Annotated in this window: 12 protein-coding genes; 7 read left to right on the forward strand and 5 right to left on the reverse strand. The window is 75.2% G+C overall.

The window, feature by feature from the left end; translation table 11 throughout:
* Together ABT106_RS25960 and ABT106_RS25965 are read left to right on the forward strand one after the other, a co-directional pair.
* Positions 1-3899, forward strand: a 3899-nt coding sequence (locus ABT106_RS25960) for an SDR family NAD(P)-dependent oxidoreductase (protein WP_351281773.1), incomplete at its 5' end; no start/stop codon positions are given.
* Positions 3900-3927: 28 nt separating this feature from the next.
* Positions 3928-7191, forward strand: coding sequence for a type I polyketide synthase (locus ABT106_RS25965; protein ID WP_351281776.1), 3264 nt, complete (start codon positions 3928-3930; stop codon positions 7189-7191).
* A gap of 70 nt (positions 7192-7261) precedes the next feature.
* On the opposite strand, the gene ABT106_RS25970 is transcribed toward ABT106_RS25965, so the two are convergent.
* Positions 7262-8425 carry a cytochrome P450 gene (locus ABT106_RS25970; protein ID WP_351281778.1) on the reverse strand — a complete coding sequence of 388 codons (1164 nt, stop codon included), beginning with the start codon at positions 8423-8425 and terminating at the stop codon, positions 7262-7264.
* Positions 8426-8576: 151 nt separating this feature from the next.
* Between ABT106_RS25970 and ABT106_RS25975 the strand changes: the two genes are divergently transcribed.
* Together ABT106_RS25975 and ABT106_RS25980 are read left to right on the forward strand one after the other, a co-directional pair.
* A complete protein-coding gene (locus ABT106_RS25975; protein WP_351281780.1) occupies positions 8577-8900 on the forward strand; it encodes a DUF427 domain-containing protein in 324 nt (107 codons plus the stop codon).
* A 130-nt stretch (positions 8901-9030) separates the two neighbouring features.
* Positions 9031-9429, forward strand: a complete 399-nt coding sequence (locus ABT106_RS25980) for an SsgA family sporulation/cell division regulator (RefSeq protein WP_351281783.1) — start codon at positions 9031-9033, stop codon at positions 9427-9429.
* A 66-nt stretch (positions 9430-9495) separates the two neighbouring features.
* Here the strand turns inward: ABT106_RS25980 and ABT106_RS25985 are convergent, their stop codons facing one another.
* The 3 genes from ABT106_RS25985 to ABT106_RS25995 form a co-directional block, all read right to left on the reverse strand.
* Complete coding sequence (locus ABT106_RS25985; protein WP_351281786.1) at positions 9496-9762, reverse strand: hypothetical protein; 267 nt, start codon at positions 9760-9762, stop codon at positions 9496-9498.
* A gap of 124 nt (positions 9763-9886) precedes the next feature.
* A complete protein-coding gene (locus ABT106_RS25990) occupies positions 9887-10429 on the reverse strand; it encodes a hypothetical protein (RefSeq protein WP_351281788.1) in 543 nt (180 codons plus the stop codon).
* A 32-nt stretch (positions 10430-10461) separates the two neighbouring features.
* The gene (locus ABT106_RS25995) at positions 10462-11433 is read right to left on the reverse strand and encodes a zinc-binding dehydrogenase (protein ID WP_351281790.1); all 972 of its coding nucleotides are present in this window, start codon (positions 11431-11433) and stop codon (positions 10462-10464) included.
* Positions 11434-11799: 366 nt separating this feature from the next.
* On the opposite strand from ABT106_RS25995, the gene ABT106_RS26000 reads away from it, so the two are divergent.
* From ABT106_RS26000 to ABT106_RS26010, 3 genes are all read left to right on the forward strand, one after another.
* Entirely contained in the window at positions 11800-13137 is a 1338-nt protein-coding gene (locus tag ABT106_RS26000; protein WP_351281798.1) for an MFS transporter, read from the forward strand.
* Between the two features lie 134 nt (positions 13138-13271).
* Positions 13272-14030: a response regulator transcription factor gene (locus ABT106_RS26005; protein ID WP_351281792.1), complete on the forward strand. Its 759-nt coding sequence runs from the start codon at positions 13272-13274 to the stop codon at positions 14028-14030.
* A complete protein-coding gene (locus tag ABT106_RS26010) occupies positions 14027-15463 on the forward strand; it encodes a HAMP domain-containing sensor histidine kinase (protein ID WP_351281793.1) in 1437 nt (478 codons plus the stop codon). The genes ABT106_RS26005 and ABT106_RS26010 overlap by 4 nt, the downstream gene beginning before the upstream one ends.
* 52 nt (positions 15464-15515) lie before the next feature.
* Here the strand turns inward: ABT106_RS26010 and ABT106_RS26015 are convergent.
* The coding region (locus tag ABT106_RS26015; protein WP_351281796.1) for a TAXI family TRAP transporter solute-binding subunit at positions 15516-16290 on the reverse strand (775 nt) is incomplete at its 5' end.

Raw genomic sequence — 16290 nt, forward strand, 5'->3', positions numbered from 1 at the left:
TCACCACCGCCATCCAAGACACCCTCGAAACCCACACCAACCTCCCCACCACACCCCTCACCACCGGAACCCTCCGCCGCAACCAAGGCACCCTCGCCCACTTCCACACCCACCTCGCCCACCACCACACCTACGGCACCCCCACCACCTGGCACACCACACCCCCCACCACACCCCCCACCAACCTCCCCACCTACCCCTTCCAACACCACCGCTACTGGCTCGAAGGCCCTGCCGCTCACAGTGACGCGGGCAGCCTCGGGCTCGACGCGAGCGACCATCCGTTCCTCACGGCGGTCACGACGCTCGCCGATGGTGACTCCGTGCTGCTCACCGGACGTATCTCGGCGGCCTCGCACGCCTGGCTCGCCGATCACGCGGTGAACGGCACCGCCCTGCTGCCCGCCACCGCCCTGCTGGAGCTCGCCCTTCGGGCCGGACAGCAGGCGCAGGCCGATCGGGTGGACGAACTGACCCTGGAGGCGCCGCTGTTCGTGCCCGAACGCGGCAGCACCCGCGTCCAGGTCACGGTCCAGGCCCCGGATGAGGCCGGCCTGCGCCGGGTCTCGGTGCACTCCCGGCCCGAGAACGGTGCCGCCGAGGACGCGGAGGCCGAGCCGGCGCGGTGGACCCGGCACGCCTCCGGCACCCTGGCCCCGGCGCCGCACGCGGCGGCCGCTCCCCCGGCGGAGGAGGTCTGGCCGCCCGCGGGGGCCGAGCCCCTCGACGTGGCGGACCTGTACGAGGACCTGGACCGCCTGGGGTACGGGTACGGGCCCGCCTTCCGGAACCTCACGGCCGCCTGGCGCGACGGCGACACCGTGTACGGGGAGGTCTCGCTCGCGCCGGAGTACCACGACGACGCGGCCCGCTTCACGCTCCACCCGGCGCTGCTGGACTCCGCCCTGCACACCATGGCGCTCGGCGGGTTCCTGGGCGACGGCGTCCGGCTCCCGTTCTCCTGGAGCGACGTCTCCCTCCGGGCCACGGCGGCGACCGCGCTGCGGGTGACCGTCTCGCCGGGCTCCGGCGGGCAGGACTCCGTGACCTTCTCGGTCGCCGACCCGGCCGGGGCTCCCGTGCTGACGGTCGGCGCGCTGACGCTGCGGCCCCTCCGGCCGGGGCAGTTCCCTTCGGGCAGGCGCCCGTCCGGCGTCCGGTCGCTGTACGAACCGGTGTGGACGGAGGTGTCCGAGCCGTCGGAGCCCGCCGAGGTGGGCCCGTACGAGCTGCTCGACGCGACGGGCCCCCACGCGGGCCCGGCTCCCGAAGCGGTGCGCGCCGCCTTGGCGGACGTCCTCGGCCGGCTGCGGGACTGGATCGAGCGGGACACGGACGGCACGCTGGTGGTGCTGACCCGGCGCGCCGTCGCGGCCGGGCCCGGTGACGCGCCCGATCTGGCGACCGCCCCGCTGTGGGGGCTGGTCAGGTCGGCGGCCACCGAGAACCCGGGCCGTATCGTCCTGGTCGACGTCGACGATCCGGACGAAGCCTCGCCGTCGCGCGGGGCGCTGGACTCCGCGCTCGGCACCGGAGAGCCCCAGTTCGCCCTGCGGGAGGGCCGGATCCTCGTCCCGAGGCTGGTGGCCGCGCCCGGCGGCGACCCGCTGGCCGCGCCCGTCGAGGGCGGGCCCTGGCGGCTGTCGACCCCGGGCGGCACTCCCGACGACCTGTTCGCCGCCCCCTGCCCGGAGGCGGAAGCGCCGCTGGCCGAGGGCCGGGTACGGATCGCCGTGCGGGCGGCGGGGCTGAACTTCCGGGACGTGCTGACCGCTCTGGGCATGGTGCCGGCCGGTGCCCCGCTGGGGACCGAGGCCGCCGGCACCGTCCTGGAGACGGGTCCCGGAGTCGAGGGGCTGGCGGTCGGCGACCGGGTGTTCGGGCTGGTGCCGGGTGCGGTGGGCCCGGTGGCGGTGGCCGACCGGCGGCTGATCGCCCGTATCCCGGACGGCTGGTCCTTCGCGCAGGCCGCCGGTGTCCCGGCGGTGTTCACGACCGCGTACTACGGGCTGGTGGAGCTGGCCGGGCTGCGGTCCGGCGAGCGGGTGCTGATCCACTCCGCCGCGGGCGGAGTGGGCCTGGCCGCGCTGCAACTGGCCCGCCGGCTGGGCGCCGAGGTGTTCGCGACGGCGAGCCCCGCCAAGTGGGGTGCGCTGCGGGCGCTCGGCGTGGACGGGGCGCACCTCGCCTCCTCCCGGACCACCGGCTTCGAGGAGAGCGTCCTCGCGGCCACCGGCGGTGACGGGGTGGACGTGGTGCTGAACTCCCTGACCGGGGAGTTCATCGACGCGTCGCTGCGGCTGCTGGGGCCGGGCGGACGGTTCGTGGAGATGGGAATCGCCGATCCGCGGGATCCGGAGGCGGTCGCCGCGGTCCGGCCGGGGGTCGCGTACCAGCCCTTCGAGCTGCTGGACATGGACCCGGACGCGGTGGGCGCGGCGCTGACCGCCGTCCTCGCCCTCTTCGAGGACGGCGGGCTGGAGCCGCTGCCGGTGACGACCTGGGACGTCGGCCGGGCGCCGGACGCGTTCCGCTGGTTCGCGCAGGCCCGCCAGGTCGGCAAGGTCGTCCTCACGCTGCCCGCGCCGTCCCGGCCGGGAACGGTGCTGATCACCGGTGGTACCGGCACGCTGGGGTCGGCGCTGGCACGCCACCTGGTGACCGAACGCGGGGTGCGCGACCTGCTGCTGACCGGCCGCCGGGGCCCGCAGGCCCCCGGGGCGCGGGAGCTGGAGGCGGAACTGACCGGGCTGGGGGCGCGGGTGCGGATCGTCGCCTGCGACACCGCCGACCGGGAGGCTCTGGCGTCCCTGCTCGCGTCGGTCGACCCCGCACATCCGCTCACGGACGTGGTCCACGCGGCGGGCGTGCTGGACGACGGCGTGCTGGCCTCGCTGACGCCGGAGAAGACCGAGGCGGTCCTGCGCCCCAAGGTGGACGCGGCCTGGCACCTGCACGAGCTGACCCGGGGGCTCGACCTGTCCTCGTTCGTACTGTTCTCCTCCGCCTCGGGTCTGCTCGGCGGCGCCGGGCAGGCCACCTACGCGGCGGCGAACGTGTTCCTGGACGCCCTGGCCGTGCACCGGAGGGCGCTCGGCCTGCCGGCCGTGTCACTGGCCTGGGGCATGTGGGAGGAAGCCAGCGGGATGACCGGGCACCTGGCCGACGCGGACCTGGCCCGGATCGGCCGCGGCGGGCTGGTCCCGATGACCGTGCCCGAGGGAATGGCGCTGTACGACGCGGCGCTGGCGGCCGGGCAGCCGCTGCTGGCGCCCGCGCCGCTGGACCTGGCCGCGCTGCGGGACCGGGCGGGTCCGGAGGGGGTCGCGGCGGTGCTCCGCGCGCTCGTCCGCGGGCCGGGCGTACGCCGGGCCGCCCAGGCGGTCCGGGTGTCGGCGCAGGGCTTCGCGGAGCGGCTGACGGCCCTGCACGGGCCGGAGCGGGAGCGCGTGGTGCTGACCCTGGTGCGGGACCAGGTCGCGGCGGTGCTCGGCCACACGGCCGCCGATGGCATCGCGGCGGACCGGGCGTTCAAGGAGATCGGCTTCGACTCCCTGACCTCGGTGGAGCTGCGCAACCGGATCGTCGCGGCGACCGGGCTGCGGCTGCCGACGACGCTGGTGTTCGACTTCCCGACGCCCGAGGCCCTGGCCGGGCACCTGCTGGGGCTGCTGGCGCCGGGCGACGCGGCCGCCGACCTGGACCGGCTGCTGGCCTCGGTCACCTTCGACAGCCCGGACTTCGCCGCGCTGCGGGACCGGCTGCGGGCCGCGCTGTGGCGGTGGGAGGAGGAGGCCGGGCCGGCGGACGGCCCGGTCCCGGACGGGATCGGTGACCTCGCGGAGGCCACCGACGAGGAACTGTTCCGCGAACTGGACGGGGAATTCGATGCCTCCTAGGACCTTCGGGGCGGAAAGTGTGACGGCGATGAGCGGCAACACCACCGGAGACACCACCGGCAACGGCGGCAACGGCGGCAACGGCGGCAACGGCGGCAACGCCACCAACGAGGACCGGCTCCGCGACTATCTGAAGCGGGCGACGGCCGACCTGAAGCAGGCCAAGCGCAAGATCCGGGAGCTGGAGGACCGCGGCCGCGAGCCGATCGCGATCGTGGCGATGGGCTGCCGCTTCCCGGGCGGCGTCGACTCCCCCGAGGCGCTGTGGGAGCTGGTGTCCGAGGAGCGCGACGCGGTCTCCGGTCTGCCGCTGGACCGGGGCTGGGACCTGGACGGGCTCTACGACCCGGACCCGGACCGGCCGGGCACGACGTACACGCGGGAGGGCGGCTTCCTGCACGAGGCGGGCCGGTTCGACGCGGCGTTCTTCGGGATGGGGCCGCGCGAGGCGATCGCCACGGACCCCCAGCAGCGGCTGCTGCTGGAGGTGGCGTGGGAGACCTTCGAGCGCGCCGGGATCGCGCCGGCCTCGCTGCACGGCAGCCGGACGGGCGTGTTCGCCGGGGTCGTCTCCCAGGCGTACGTACCACCGCCCGCCGAGGTGCCGGACGGGTACGAGGGGCACCTGATGACGGGCAACGCGACCAGCGTGGCGTCCGGACGGGTCGCCTACCACCTGGGGCTGGAGGGGCCGGCCGTCACGCTCGACACGGCCTGCTCGTCCTCCCTGGTGGCGATGCACCTGGCGGCCCAGTCCCTGCGGGGCGGGGAGTGCGATCTCGCGCTGGCCGGCGGGGTGACCGTGATGGCGACGCCGCTGCTGCTGGTGGAGTTCAGCCGGCAGCGCGGGCTGTCGCCGGACGCCCGGTGCAAGGCGTTCGCGGCGGCGGCGGACGGAACGGGCTTCGCCGAGGGCGTCGGCCTGGTCCTGCTGGAGCGGCTCTCGGACGCCCGGCGCAACGGCCGCCGGATCCTGGCCGTGCTGCGCGGCTCGGCCGTCAACCAGGACGGGGCGAGCAACGGCCTGACCGCGCCCAACGGGCCCACGCAGGAGCGGGTCATCGCGCAGGCGCTGGCGTCGGCGCGGCTGGCGCCGCAGCAGGTCGACGTGGTGGAGGCGCACGGTACGGGCACCCGGCTCGGCGACCCGATCGAGGCGCGGGCACTGCTCGCCGCGTACGGGCAGGGCAGGCCGGCGGGCGAGCCGCTGCTGCTGGGCTCCCTCAAGTCGAACATCGGGCACACCCAGGCGGCGGCGGGCGTCGCCGGCGTGATCAAGATGGTGGAGGCGATCCGGCACGGGGTGGTACCGCGCACGCTCCATGTGGACGAGCCGACCCCGCACGTCGACTGGTCGGCCGGGGCCGTCGAACTGCTGACGAAGTCGGTTCCGTGGCCGGACCGCAAGCGGGCCCGGCGGGCCGGGGTGTCCTCGTTCGGGATCAGCGGGACCAACGCCCACGTGATCCTGGAGCAGGCCCCGGAGGCGCCCGTCCCCGCCGCCGGTGCGCCCGGCCCGGCGGCACCGCCCCGCCTGCCGGAGCCGCCCGCGCCGTGGCTGCTGTCGGCCCGTTCCCAGGACGCCCTGCGGGCCCAGGCCGGGCGGCTGCTGGCCCGGCTCAAGGAGACGGGGACCGCCCGCGCGAACGGTACGGGGACCCCGTGGACGGACGCGGAGGTCGGGCGGGCGCTGGCCCTCGGGCGCAGTCACCTGCGCCACCGGGCGGCCGTCCTGCCCGGCGGGCGTGAGGGGGCGCTGACGGCGCTGGCGGACCTCGCGGCGGGCCGTGCGGGGCCGCGCACCGTGCGGGGCGCGGCGGGCGAGCGGCCCACGACCGCGTACCTGTTCACCGGCCAGGGCAGCCACCGGGCGGGCATGGGAAGCGAACTGTACGAGGGGCGGCCCGCGTTCCGGGAGGCGCTCGACGAGGTGTGCGCGGCGTTCGAGGGCTCGCTGGAGCGTCCGCTGCTGCCGGTGCTGCTGGCGGCCGGGGGCAGCGCGGAGGCGACGCTGCTGGAGCGCACCGAGTACGCGCAGCCGGCCCTGTTCGCGCTGGAACTGGCACTGTTCCGCGAGCTGGGGCGGCTGCTGCCGGAGCCGGAGTGGGTGGCCGGGCATTCGATCGGCGGGCTGACGGCCGTCGTGGCGGCGGGGGTCCTGTCGCCGGCGGACGGGGCGGCGCTGGTCGCGGCCCGCGGCCGGCTGATGCAGGAGCAGCCGGCGGGCGGGGCGATGCTGGCCTGCGAGGCGTCGGAGCGGGAGGTGGCGGCGCTGCTCGGCGAGTACGGCGGCCGGGTGGGGCTCGCCGCGGTGAACGGCCCGTCGTCCGTGGTGGTCTCGGGTGACGCGGACGCCGTGGAGCAGATCGCGGCGGCGCTCGGCGTGTGGCGGCGGCGGACCAGCAGGCTGCGGGTGAGCCACGCGTTCCACTCCGCCCACATGGACGGCGCGCTCGACCCGCTGCGGACGGTGGTGGCCGGGCTGGAGTTCCGGCCGCCCGCGCTGCGGATCGTCTCCGACCTGACGGGCCGGCCCGTGGAACTGGAGGAGCTGCGGGAGCCCGACTACTGGGCGCGCCAGCTGCGCTCGACCGTGCGCTTCGGCGAGGCGGTTTCCGCGCTGCACGGGGCGGGGGTGACGGCCTTCGTGGAGGTCGGACCGGACGCGGTGCTGGCGCCGATGGTCACGGCGGCCCTGCCGCCCGGGTCCGATCCGCTGGTGGTGCCCGCGCTGGTGCGCGAGCGGCCGGAGGCGGCCTCGCTGGCCGGAGCGCTGTCCCGGCTGCACGTGGCGGGCCGGGCCGTGGACTGGCGGGAGTGGTACGGCGGTCCCGCGGACGCCGGGGCGGACCTGCCGACGTACCCGTTCGAGCACGCCCACTACTGGTGGCCGTCCCAGGAGGCGGCCGCCCGGCCCCGTCAGCCGGCGAGCGTACGGGTGATCGCGCAGCCGCACCCGGCGCCCGCGACGGGCGGTTCCGCCTCGGACGGTTCCGCGTCGGGCGGCGGGCCGGCGCAGGACGGGCCGACGCAGGACGGGCCGACGGCCGAAGCCTCGTATCTGGACCTCGTCCGGGTCCACGCGGCCGACGTCCTCGGCCACGCCTCGCCCGAGCTGATCGACGCCGAGGACAACTTCCTCGACATCGGCTTCTCCTCCTTCACCGCGCTGGAGGTCCGCAACCGGCTGTGCGAGGCGACGGGCATGCTCCTGCCGCCGGTGCTGCTGTACGACTACCCGACTCCGGCGGCCGTGGCCCGGTTCCTGAGGGAGCAGGCACCGGCGGCCTGACAACGGTGAGCGGGTCCCCGGGAACGTTCCCGGGGACCCGCCGCGGCCGTGTCGGGTGCGACCGGAGGGGCTACCAGGTGACCGGCAGCCTCAGGACGCCCTGGACGGAGCCTCCCGGCTTGGTCCCGAGCTGCTCGACCGGCTCGGCGAGCCGCAGCCCGGGCATCCGTACGGCCAGTTCGTACAGGGCGATCTCCAGCTCGGCGCGGGCCAGATTCTGGCCGATGCACTGGTGGACCCCGTAGCCGAACGCCAGGTGGTGGCGGGTGCCGCGCCCGACGTCCAGGGTGTCCGGGTCGGGGAAGACCTCGGGAGCGCGGTTGGCCGCGGCGTTCGGCAGGTAGACGGCGTCTCCCTCCCGGATCACCTCGCCGCCGATCTCGATGTCGGCGGCCGCCACCCGCTGGAGCTCGTCCGCGACGGACAGGAACCGCAGGAGTTCCTCGACCGCACCGGGCGCGAGGGACTCGTCGGCGCGCAGCCGGGCGAGCTGCTCGGGGTGCAGCAGGAGCGTGAGCACGCTGAGCCCGATCATGTTGGCGGTGGTCTCGTGGCCCGCCACCAGCAGGAACATGGCGATGGAGGCCAGCTCTTCCCGGGTCAGCTCGCCCGGCGCGAGCCGGTCCACGATGAGTTCGTCGATCAGTCCCTCGCCGGGGTCGGCCCGTTTGGCGTCGATCAGCTCGTCGAAGTACCGGATCAGCGCACCGGCCGCCGCGGACGCCTCCTGCGCGGTGCTGGTGGCCATCAGCATGCGCCGGGTCTGCTCCTCGAAGAACTCGTGGTCCCCGTAGGGCACTCCGAGCAGTTCGCAGATCACGGTGGACGGCACCGGCAGCGCGAACCCGGGTACGAGGTCCGCGGCGCGCCGCCCGCCCGCGAGGAGGGCCTCGATCCGCTCCACGACGATCCGGCGGATCGCCGGCCGCAGCGAGTTGACGCGCTTCACGGTGAAGCTGGGGATGAGCATGCGGCGCTGCACGTCGTGCTCGGGCGGGTCCATGCCGACGAGTGCGACGAGCTTCGCGGCGGCCATCCGGGGCACCAGCACCGGGAAGTCCGGCCGGGACCGGTCGGAGGAGAGCCGGGGGTCGACCAGGAGCTGCCGCGTCTGCGCGTACCCGGTGACGGCCCACGCGGTGCGTCCGTCGTAGAGCCGGACCCGCGCGAGCGGACCTTGCTTCTTCAACTCCTCGTATCCGGGCGGCGGGTGGTAGGGACACTGTCTCGACATGGGGAACTTGGGCAGCATCGGGCCCCCTGGCTTTCGGGACGGCGGAACGGCGAGGCCGTCCGCATGACGCGGCATTCTCCGCATCGCCGGTAAAGCACCTCTAAAGGCGCCGCGCGGGAAGAATTCTCCGGCCGTGCGCGCTGAGGAACGTATGACACGTGGACACGACATCACCATCGAGCAGGGCACCGAGCACGTGCGCGTCGTGCGGGACGGGCAGGTCCTGGCAGAGAGCCGGCGGGCCCTGGTGCTGCGCGAGACGGGCTGCCCGCCCCGGTACTACCTGCCGCCCGAGGACGTCCGCACCGACCTGCTGACCCCGTCCGACGCCCGCACCCACTGTCCGTTCAAGGGGGACGCCGGATACTGGTCCGTGCCCGGGGCCACCGATCTCGTCTGGGCGTACGCGGACCCGAAACCGGGCGTCGCCGCGATCAGGGACCACTTCTGCTTCTACGACGCCGAGATCGTCTGAACCGGCCGCGGCGGCGCCCGGCGGACTTCGGTGCCGGAGTTCGTTCGGATGGCGCAGCGTGCGCTCGCGGAGAAGGGGCATACGGGTCGGACGAGTAGCCCAGTCCCGGAGGCCCGCCTTGCTGTCCCGTGTGTCCGCTCTGATCGCCGTACGCCTGAACGACGCGGCCGGGGACGAGGTACCGCTCCTCGGCCGCTTCTCCTATGACAGCGCCGACCCCTACGCCGTGCGGGCACAGTTCTTCGCCGGGGACACGGTCCTGCCGTACTGGTGCTTCGACCGCCAGATGCTGGCCGAGGGTCTCCAGCGCCCGGTGGGCGAGGGAGACGTCACCTTCCGGCCGCAGCGGACGGCCGGCGGCGAGGAGATCCGCGTCGGCCTGCGCGACTCCGCCGGCGGGCAGGGCGTGGTGCTCCTCGTCAACGCCCGCGCGGTCAAGGGCTTCCTCGAGGAGACGTACGCCGTCACCACACCGGGCTCCGAGACCTTCGACGCCGACGGGTTCCTCAAGGACCTGCTGGCCCGCTGACCGGCCCCGGCCGCGTCCCCCGCCCGCGCGGGGGGCGCACCCGGAGGCCGGCCGGGCTGCCGCGGACTAGTCCGGAGGCTCCTGGGCCCCGGCACCTTCGGAACCGGATCCGGCGGCCGTGTCGTTCTCGGCCGCCTCGTCCGTGGCCTCGTCCGTGGCCTTGTCCGTGGCCTTGTCCGTCCTCTTCCCCTCGGCGTCGTCCGGCCGGGGCCCGTCCGGCCCGGCGCCCGGAAGGTCGGGAGCGCCTGACCCGACCGGAGGCAGGTCCGGGGTCACGGCATCGCGGTTCTCCGGTACGGGAGCCGGAAGTTCCGGCTCTGAAGCGCTGGACATGGCGGTTCTCCTCGCTCGATTCCCATCAGTGGTACCGGGCCGCGTCTGCCCCGCTCCGGGCGGGGAAACCCCTGCTCCTCACGGGTGCGCCGGGCCGGGTCCGGGGGCTGCCCGGGCCCCGGGGTCATCCGGCCGGCCGGCGCCCCGTCGCGACGAGGGTCTCGGTGAGGACGCGCACGGCCTTCGGTCCCACGCCGTGCAGCGCCAGCAGTTCGGCGCCCGTCAGTTCGGCGACCTGGGCGAGCGTGGTGATGCCGACGCCGGCGAGCGCCCGTGTGGCGGGGCCGCCGATCGCCTTGGGCAGGTCGCCGACTTCACCGGCGGCCACCGCGCTCCCGTCCTCGACCTGGGCGGCGAGCCGCTTCGGTGCCCGCGCGAGCCAGGCGCGGAGTACCCAGTGGTTGAGCTGCCGGCCGTCGATGTCGGCCAGCGGTACGCGTACGCCGATCGCCGTCGCGCCCCGCGTCAGGCGCTCAGCGCTCGGATACGCCCCGAGCACCTCGTCGCCCTCGGCCGGGAGGAGACGCAGGCGGACGCGTCCGTCCTGGTCCGCCGACGCGAACCACGTGTCCCCCACGGTGAAGGAGACCAGACCGGCGGAGGTGACGCGCTCACTGGTCCCCGGAAGGGAGAGGGCCGTCCTGCGAAGCTGGGCGAGGGTGGTCATACATCACTCTGACATGCCGGCCGGGGCCCGCGTCAGACGGTGATCACCGTCTTGCCCAGCAGCTTGCGGGACTCGATCGCCTCATGGGCCGCGGCCGCCCGCTCCAGCGGGAACGTGCCGCCGATCACCGGGCGGAGATCGCCCCTGGCCGCCGCTCGCAGGACCTCACCGGCGAACGCGGCGTGCTGCGGAACCGTCAGCTGGACGTCTCCGATGCCGAGCAGCCGTACCCCCCTGGCCTCCGCCCCCGCCCGGTCCACCGGGGCGAAGCCGCCCGTGGGGGCGCCGTGGGCCGAGAACCGGCCGCCGTCCGCGACGAGCGAGAACGCGGCCAGGCCGATCCCCCCGCCCACCCCGTCCAGTACGACGTCCGCTCCCCCGCCCCCGAGCTCCCGGCGGGCCCGCTCCACCCAGTCGGGCGCGGCCGCGTCGATGACGGCGTCCGCGCCCAGCTCCCGTACCAGGGCGGTCTTGTCCTCGCCCCGGGCCGTGCCGACGACCCGCGCGCCCGCCGCCTTCGCCAGTTGGACCAGTACGGTGCCCATGCCGCCCGACGCGCCCACGACCAGCACTTGCTCCCCGGGCCGGAGGGCGGTGGCGGCCAGCAGCCTCGTCGCCGTCGCGCCGTCGTGCACCAGGGCGGCCGCGTCCGTGAGGGACACCTCGTCCGGCACCGCGGCCAGCGCCTCGACCGGGACCACGGCCAGCTCCGCGTAACCGCCGGTGGAGCCGATCGAGGCGACGACCCGGCGGCCGGCCCACTCCGGGTCCACGCCTTCGCCGGTGGCACGGACGGTCCCGGCGATGCCGCCGCCGGGGACGTACGGCGGGGTGATCGGGAAGAACTCCTGGCCCCACCCGGCACGCACCTGCGTCTCCACGAAGATCGTGTCCACGGCCGCCACGGCGACCAGCACCTGGCCCGGCCCCGCCACGGGGTCCGGCAGCTCCACCGGAACCAGTACCTCCGGGCCGCCGAACTCCCTCGCCTGTGTCGCACGCATAGCGCTTGTCCCTCCGCCCGGGCCTCCGGTCCCTCCGGTGCCCGTGCCAGGAGTCTCCAACGTCAAGCGCGGTTGAGGTCAAGCGGCCGTCCGGGCGGACCGGGGGACTTCCTTAACGGGACGTTAGATCTGCCGGCCCGGCCTTGTCCGGGTGCGGGGACGAGCCGATGCTCTGGGTGCCGCCCGCCCCCCGTAGTGGAGCCGGGCCCGCCCGCGTCCCGCACCACCAGCTTTCCGTCTGGAGCCGCCATGCCTGCGTCCGCCGCCAAGCCGCCCTCCCCGGAGCCCGTCCCGGCGCCCGTCCCGTCGCCGGGCCCGTCGTCCGCGCTCTCGTCCGCGGAGGAGCGCAAGAAGCGCCGCCTGGCGCTGATCGGCGGATCGCTCGGGAATCTCGTCGAGTGGTACGACTGGTTCGTCTACGCCAGTTTCGCGATCTACTTCGCCGATTCCTTCTTCCCCGGTGACAATCCGACCACGCAGCTGATGAACACCGCGGGGATCTTCGCCGTCGGCTTCCTGATGCGCCCCGTCGGCGGCTGGATCCTCGGCCGCGCGGCCGACCGGCACGGACGCAAGAGCGCTCTGACGCTCACCGTCGCCATGATGTCGGTGGCCGCCCTCCTGATCGCCGTCGCCCCGACCTACGGCCAGGCCGGATACTTCGGCGCGCTGGTGCTGCTGCTCGCGCGGCTGCTCCAGGGGCTGAGCATCGGCGGCGAGTACGCGGCCAGTGCCACGTACCTCACCGAGGCGTCGGCCCGCGACCGGCGGGGGCTCGGATCGTCGTTCCAGTACGTGTCGATGACCTGCGGCCAGCTGCTCGGGCTCGGCATCCTGATCACGATGCAGCACACGCTGACCACCGACCAGCTGGAGAGCTGGGGATGGCGGATCCCGTTCCTCCTGGGGGCGCTGTTCGCGGTGGTCGTCTTCTGGCTGCGGCGCCGGCTCCAGGAGACCGACGCGTTCCGGGAGGAGGCGGCCTCGGCCGGCGCCCACGACGACAGCGCGCGCGGCACGCTGAAGGCGCTGTGGCAGTACCGGCGACAGGCGGGCCTGGTCATGGCCCTGACCCTCGGCGGCACGGTGGCGTACTACACGTACACCACCTACCTCACCAAGTACCTCGTCGGCAGCGCGGGGATGGAGAAGACGACCGCCACCCTGGTCAGCTTCACCGCGCTGACGCTCTTCGCCGTGCTCCAGCCGTTCGCCGGGATGCTGTCGGACCGCATCGGCCGCCGCCCCCTGCTCATCACGTTCGCGGTGGGCTGCACGGTCGGCACGTATCCGATCATGACCGCCCTCGGCTCGGCGTCCTCGTACTGGTCCGCCCTGGGGCTGTCCGTGCTGGCCCTGGTGATCGTCACCGGCTACACCTCGATCAACGCGGCGGTCAAGGCGGAACTGTTCCCGACCCGGGTGCGCGCCCTCGGCGTGGCACTGCCGTACGCCATCGCCAACGCGCTGTTCGGCGGCACGGCGGAGTACGTGGCGCTGTGGTTCAAGAGCGGCGGCCGCGAGTCGATGTTCTTCTGGTACGTCTCCGGGTGCGCGCTGGTGTCCCTCGTGACCTACGTGCTGATGCCGGACACCCGCGACGCCGCGCTCACACGTGCCGAGGCCGGGGCCGACGCGGGCCGGCCCGGTGACGGCCCCGGTCAGGGCCGGCCGGCAACGGCTCCCGCCGAGTCCGCCCGCTGATCCGGCCGGGTGACCCGGGACCGCGGCTCCCCTAAGCTGCTGTCCCGGGACACGGGGCACGCCGCGCGGGTCACCCACCACGAACCGGGCGTCACGAGCGGGGCGTCACGAGCCGGCGTCACAAGGAACTGTCTATGCACGCGCTTCTCGTCGAGGACGACGACCGCATGGCCCGGGCCCTCGGCACGGCGCTCGCCCAGCGCGGGCACACCGTCCGCAGGGTCGGGCGGGCCCTGGACGCCCTGCGGCACGCCCGCGAGGCCGAGTTCGTCCTGCTCGACCTGGGCCTGCCCGACCTGGACGGCCTCGAACTGCTGCGGCTCCTGCGCAGGGTCTGCGACGCGCCGCTCATCGTGGTGACCGCGCGCTGCGAGGAGCGCGACATCGTGCAGGGGCTGCGGGCGGGCGCCGACGACTACGTCGTCAAGCCGTTCCGGATGGCGGAGTTGATCGCGCGCATCGACACCGTACGCCGCCGGACGGACGCCCGGTCCGGCCGCCCGGGAAGCGTGCCCGCGGCCGCCGCCGGGCGTCCCGTGCGCTCCGGCGACGTCGAGGTCGACCTGGCGGGGCGTACGGTCACGGTGGCCGGGACCGGGATCCGGCTGACGCGCCGGGAGTTCGACGTGCTGGCGCACCTCGCCGCGCGTCCCGACGAGGTGCACTCCCGTGCGGAGATCCTGGACCGGATCTGGGGGGACGCCTTCCTGGCCGCCTCCCGCTCGCTGGACGTCCACGTGGCGGGCATCCGCGCCAAGACGGGCCGCTCCGGACTGGTGCGCACGGTCCGCGGGTTCGGCTACCAGCTCGGCTCCCCTGCCCCGCCCGACGAGCGGGACGTACGGAGCGCGGGGCTCGGCCCGCCGGACGGGCCGGCGGGCGGCGGGCGGTGAGGCGCAGGCTGCTCGCCGTGCTGACGGTCCTCATGGGGGTGTCGGCGCTGCTGCTCTGCGTCCCCCTGGCCGACGCCTACGCCCGGGGGCGCACCGAGCACCTGCTCCTGCAGCGGCGTTCGGAAGCCGTACGGTTCGCCGACCTGGCCGACCGGATGCGCACCGGCGCCGACCGTGCGGAGCTGTCCGCCGAGATCGGCCGTTACGCGCAGCTGTACGGAGCCGGGGTGGTCGTCGTGGACACGGAGGGAACGACGGTGGCCCGGGCCGGCACCGGGTCCTCCGGGGAATCCGGAGCCGCCGCCGGGCCGGTGACCACCCCCGGGCGGGGAACCTCCGCCGCGGTGTCGGACGCCCGTCGCCGGGCGCTGACCGGCCGGTCCACCGACCGGCTGCCCGTCATCCGCCCCTGGGGGCCGCAGAGCGTCGTGCTCGCCGAGCCGGTGGGCCGGGACGAGCGGGTCAGCGGAGCGGTCCTGATGACCGTCCCCACCGGTGCCGCCCGCCGGGACGTGACGGTGCGCTGGGCGTTCATCGCCGGGGCGGCGGCCGCCGCCTTCGCGGCGGCGGCCCTGGTGGCGGCGGGGATCTCGCGGTGGCTGATGCGGCCGGTCCTCGATCTGGACCGGGCGGTGGAGGGGCTCACCGCCGGCAGCCTCGGGGTGCGGGCCGCCTCCGATACGGGACCGCCGGAACTGCGCCGTCTGCGGCGGCACTTCAACACCATGGCGGAGGCCGTGGCCGCGTCCCTCGGACGCCAGCGCGACTTCGTGGCGGACGCCTCCCACCAGCTGCGCAATCCGCTCGCCACGCTCGTGCTCCAGCTGGAGAACGTCGAGCCGCACATCGCGCCCGGTCCCGGCCGGACCGAACACTCCCGGGCCCTGGACGAGGCGGAGCGCCTGGAGGAGCTGCTCGACGGGCTGCTGGCCCTCGCGCGTGTGGAGTCGGGCCCGGCGGAGCCGGGAGACCAGGACGTGGCCCGGTCGGTCCACGCGCGCGTCACCGCCTGGGCTCCGGTCTTCGCCGACGCCGGGCTGGAGCTGACGGCCTCGTGCCGACCGGAGGTCCTCCGGGCCCGGGCCCTGCCCGACGCGGCCGGCCGCATCCTGGACGCGCTCCTCGACAACGCGGTCAAGTTCGTGCCGCGCGGCGGCCGCGTGTCGGTGCTGGCGACGCGCGGCGCGGACGGAACTGCCGTCGTACGGGTGGCCGATGACGGGCCGGGGGTTCCCGAGGATCAACTGCCTCTGATCATAAGGCGCTTCGCGCGCTCCCCCGCCCACCAGAACGTCCACGGCAGCGGGCTGGGGCTGGCCATCGCCGATGAGATCGCCCGCGCCGGCGGCGGCCGTCTCGATGTCGGCGCAAACGCGCCGCACGGCCTGGCCGTGGAGTTCCGGCTCCCGCCACCCCCGCGCACGCTCCGCTGACCTCTGCCCCGTCGCCCCGGCCGCCCGCACCACCCGCACCGCCCGCGACCGCTCAGCCGTACACGGACCGGTAGTGGCCGGCCGCGCCCGGGTGGAGGGGAACGCTCCCGGTGGAGATGGCGAACCGGGGTTCCAGCCGGGCCCCGGCCGTCACCTCCCGCAGCAGGTCACGCCACCGGCCGAACAGGACCCGCAGCAGCTCCCGTACGGCGGCGTCCGGCACGTCCGCACGCGCCAGGAGGTAGTTGCCGACCCCGATGGTGCCCACCGGTTCGGGCAGCCCGTACGCCCCCGCCGGAAGCGTGACCGTCTGGTACACGGGACCGTACCGCTCCCGCAGCGCCCCCACCTGGCCGTCCAGCGGCAGCATCCGCAGCGGGAACGCGCGGGCGAGCGCCGACAGGGCCGGCGTGGGCACGCCGCCGGACCAGAACAGCGCGTCGGCCGAGCCCTCGCGCAGCGCGCCCACCGACGCGTCGAGACCCAAGTGCCGTTCGCGGACCGGCGGGCGGCCGTCGTCCGGTACGGCGGCCCGCAGCACCCGGTCCGCCACCAACCGCACCCCCGACCCCTTTGCCCCCGCCGCGACGGTGCGGCCCGCGAGGTCCGTCACCGATCGCACCGGGCCCCGCGCCGGGACGACGAGGTGCGTGTGGTTCACGTAGACCCGGGCCAGCGCCGTCACCGCCGCGGGACGGGAGAAGGGCTCGCGTCCCGTGACCGCGCCCTCGGCCACGTCCGCCATGGCGAGCGCCAGGTCGACACAACCCCCGTCCAGCCTCCGCAGGTTGTCCACGCTCGCCGCCGTACCGACCGGGATGATCTCC

It is taken from the genome of Streptomyces sp. NPDC002044 (assembly GCF_040296725.1).
Taxonomy (GTDB): domain Bacteria; phylum Actinomycetota; class Actinomycetes; order Streptomycetales; family Streptomycetaceae; genus Streptomyces; species Streptomyces antarcticus.

Bases quoted from the DNA above. Each gene is read 5' to 3' on its own strand.
- ABT106_RS25985 (WP_351281786.1), bottom strand. From the start codon at position 9,762: ATGTCCAGCGCTTCAGAGCCGGAACTTCCGGCTCCCGTACCGGAGAAC.
- ABT106_RS25990 (WP_351281788.1), bottom strand. From the start codon at position 10,429: ATGACCACCCTCGCCCAGCTTCGCAGGACGGCCCTCTCCCTTCCGGGG.
- ABT106_RS25970 (WP_351281778.1), bottom strand. From the start codon at position 8,425: ATGTCGAGACAGTGTCCCTACCACCCGCCGCCCGGATACGAGGAGTTG.
- ABT106_RS25995 (WP_351281790.1), bottom strand. From the start codon at position 11,433: ATGCGTGCGACACAGGCGAGGGAGTTCGGCGGCCCGGAGGTACTGGTT.
- ABT106_RS26005 (WP_351281792.1), top strand. From the start codon at position 13,272: ATGCACGCGCTTCTCGTCGAGGACGACGACCGCATGGCCCGGGCCCTC.
- ABT106_RS25965 (WP_351281776.1), top strand. From the start codon at position 3,928: ATGAGCGGCAACACCACCGGAGACACCACCGGCAACGGCGGCAACGGC.
- ABT106_RS25975 (WP_351281780.1), top strand. From the start codon at position 8,577: ATGACACGTGGACACGACATCACCATCGAGCAGGGCACCGAGCACGTG.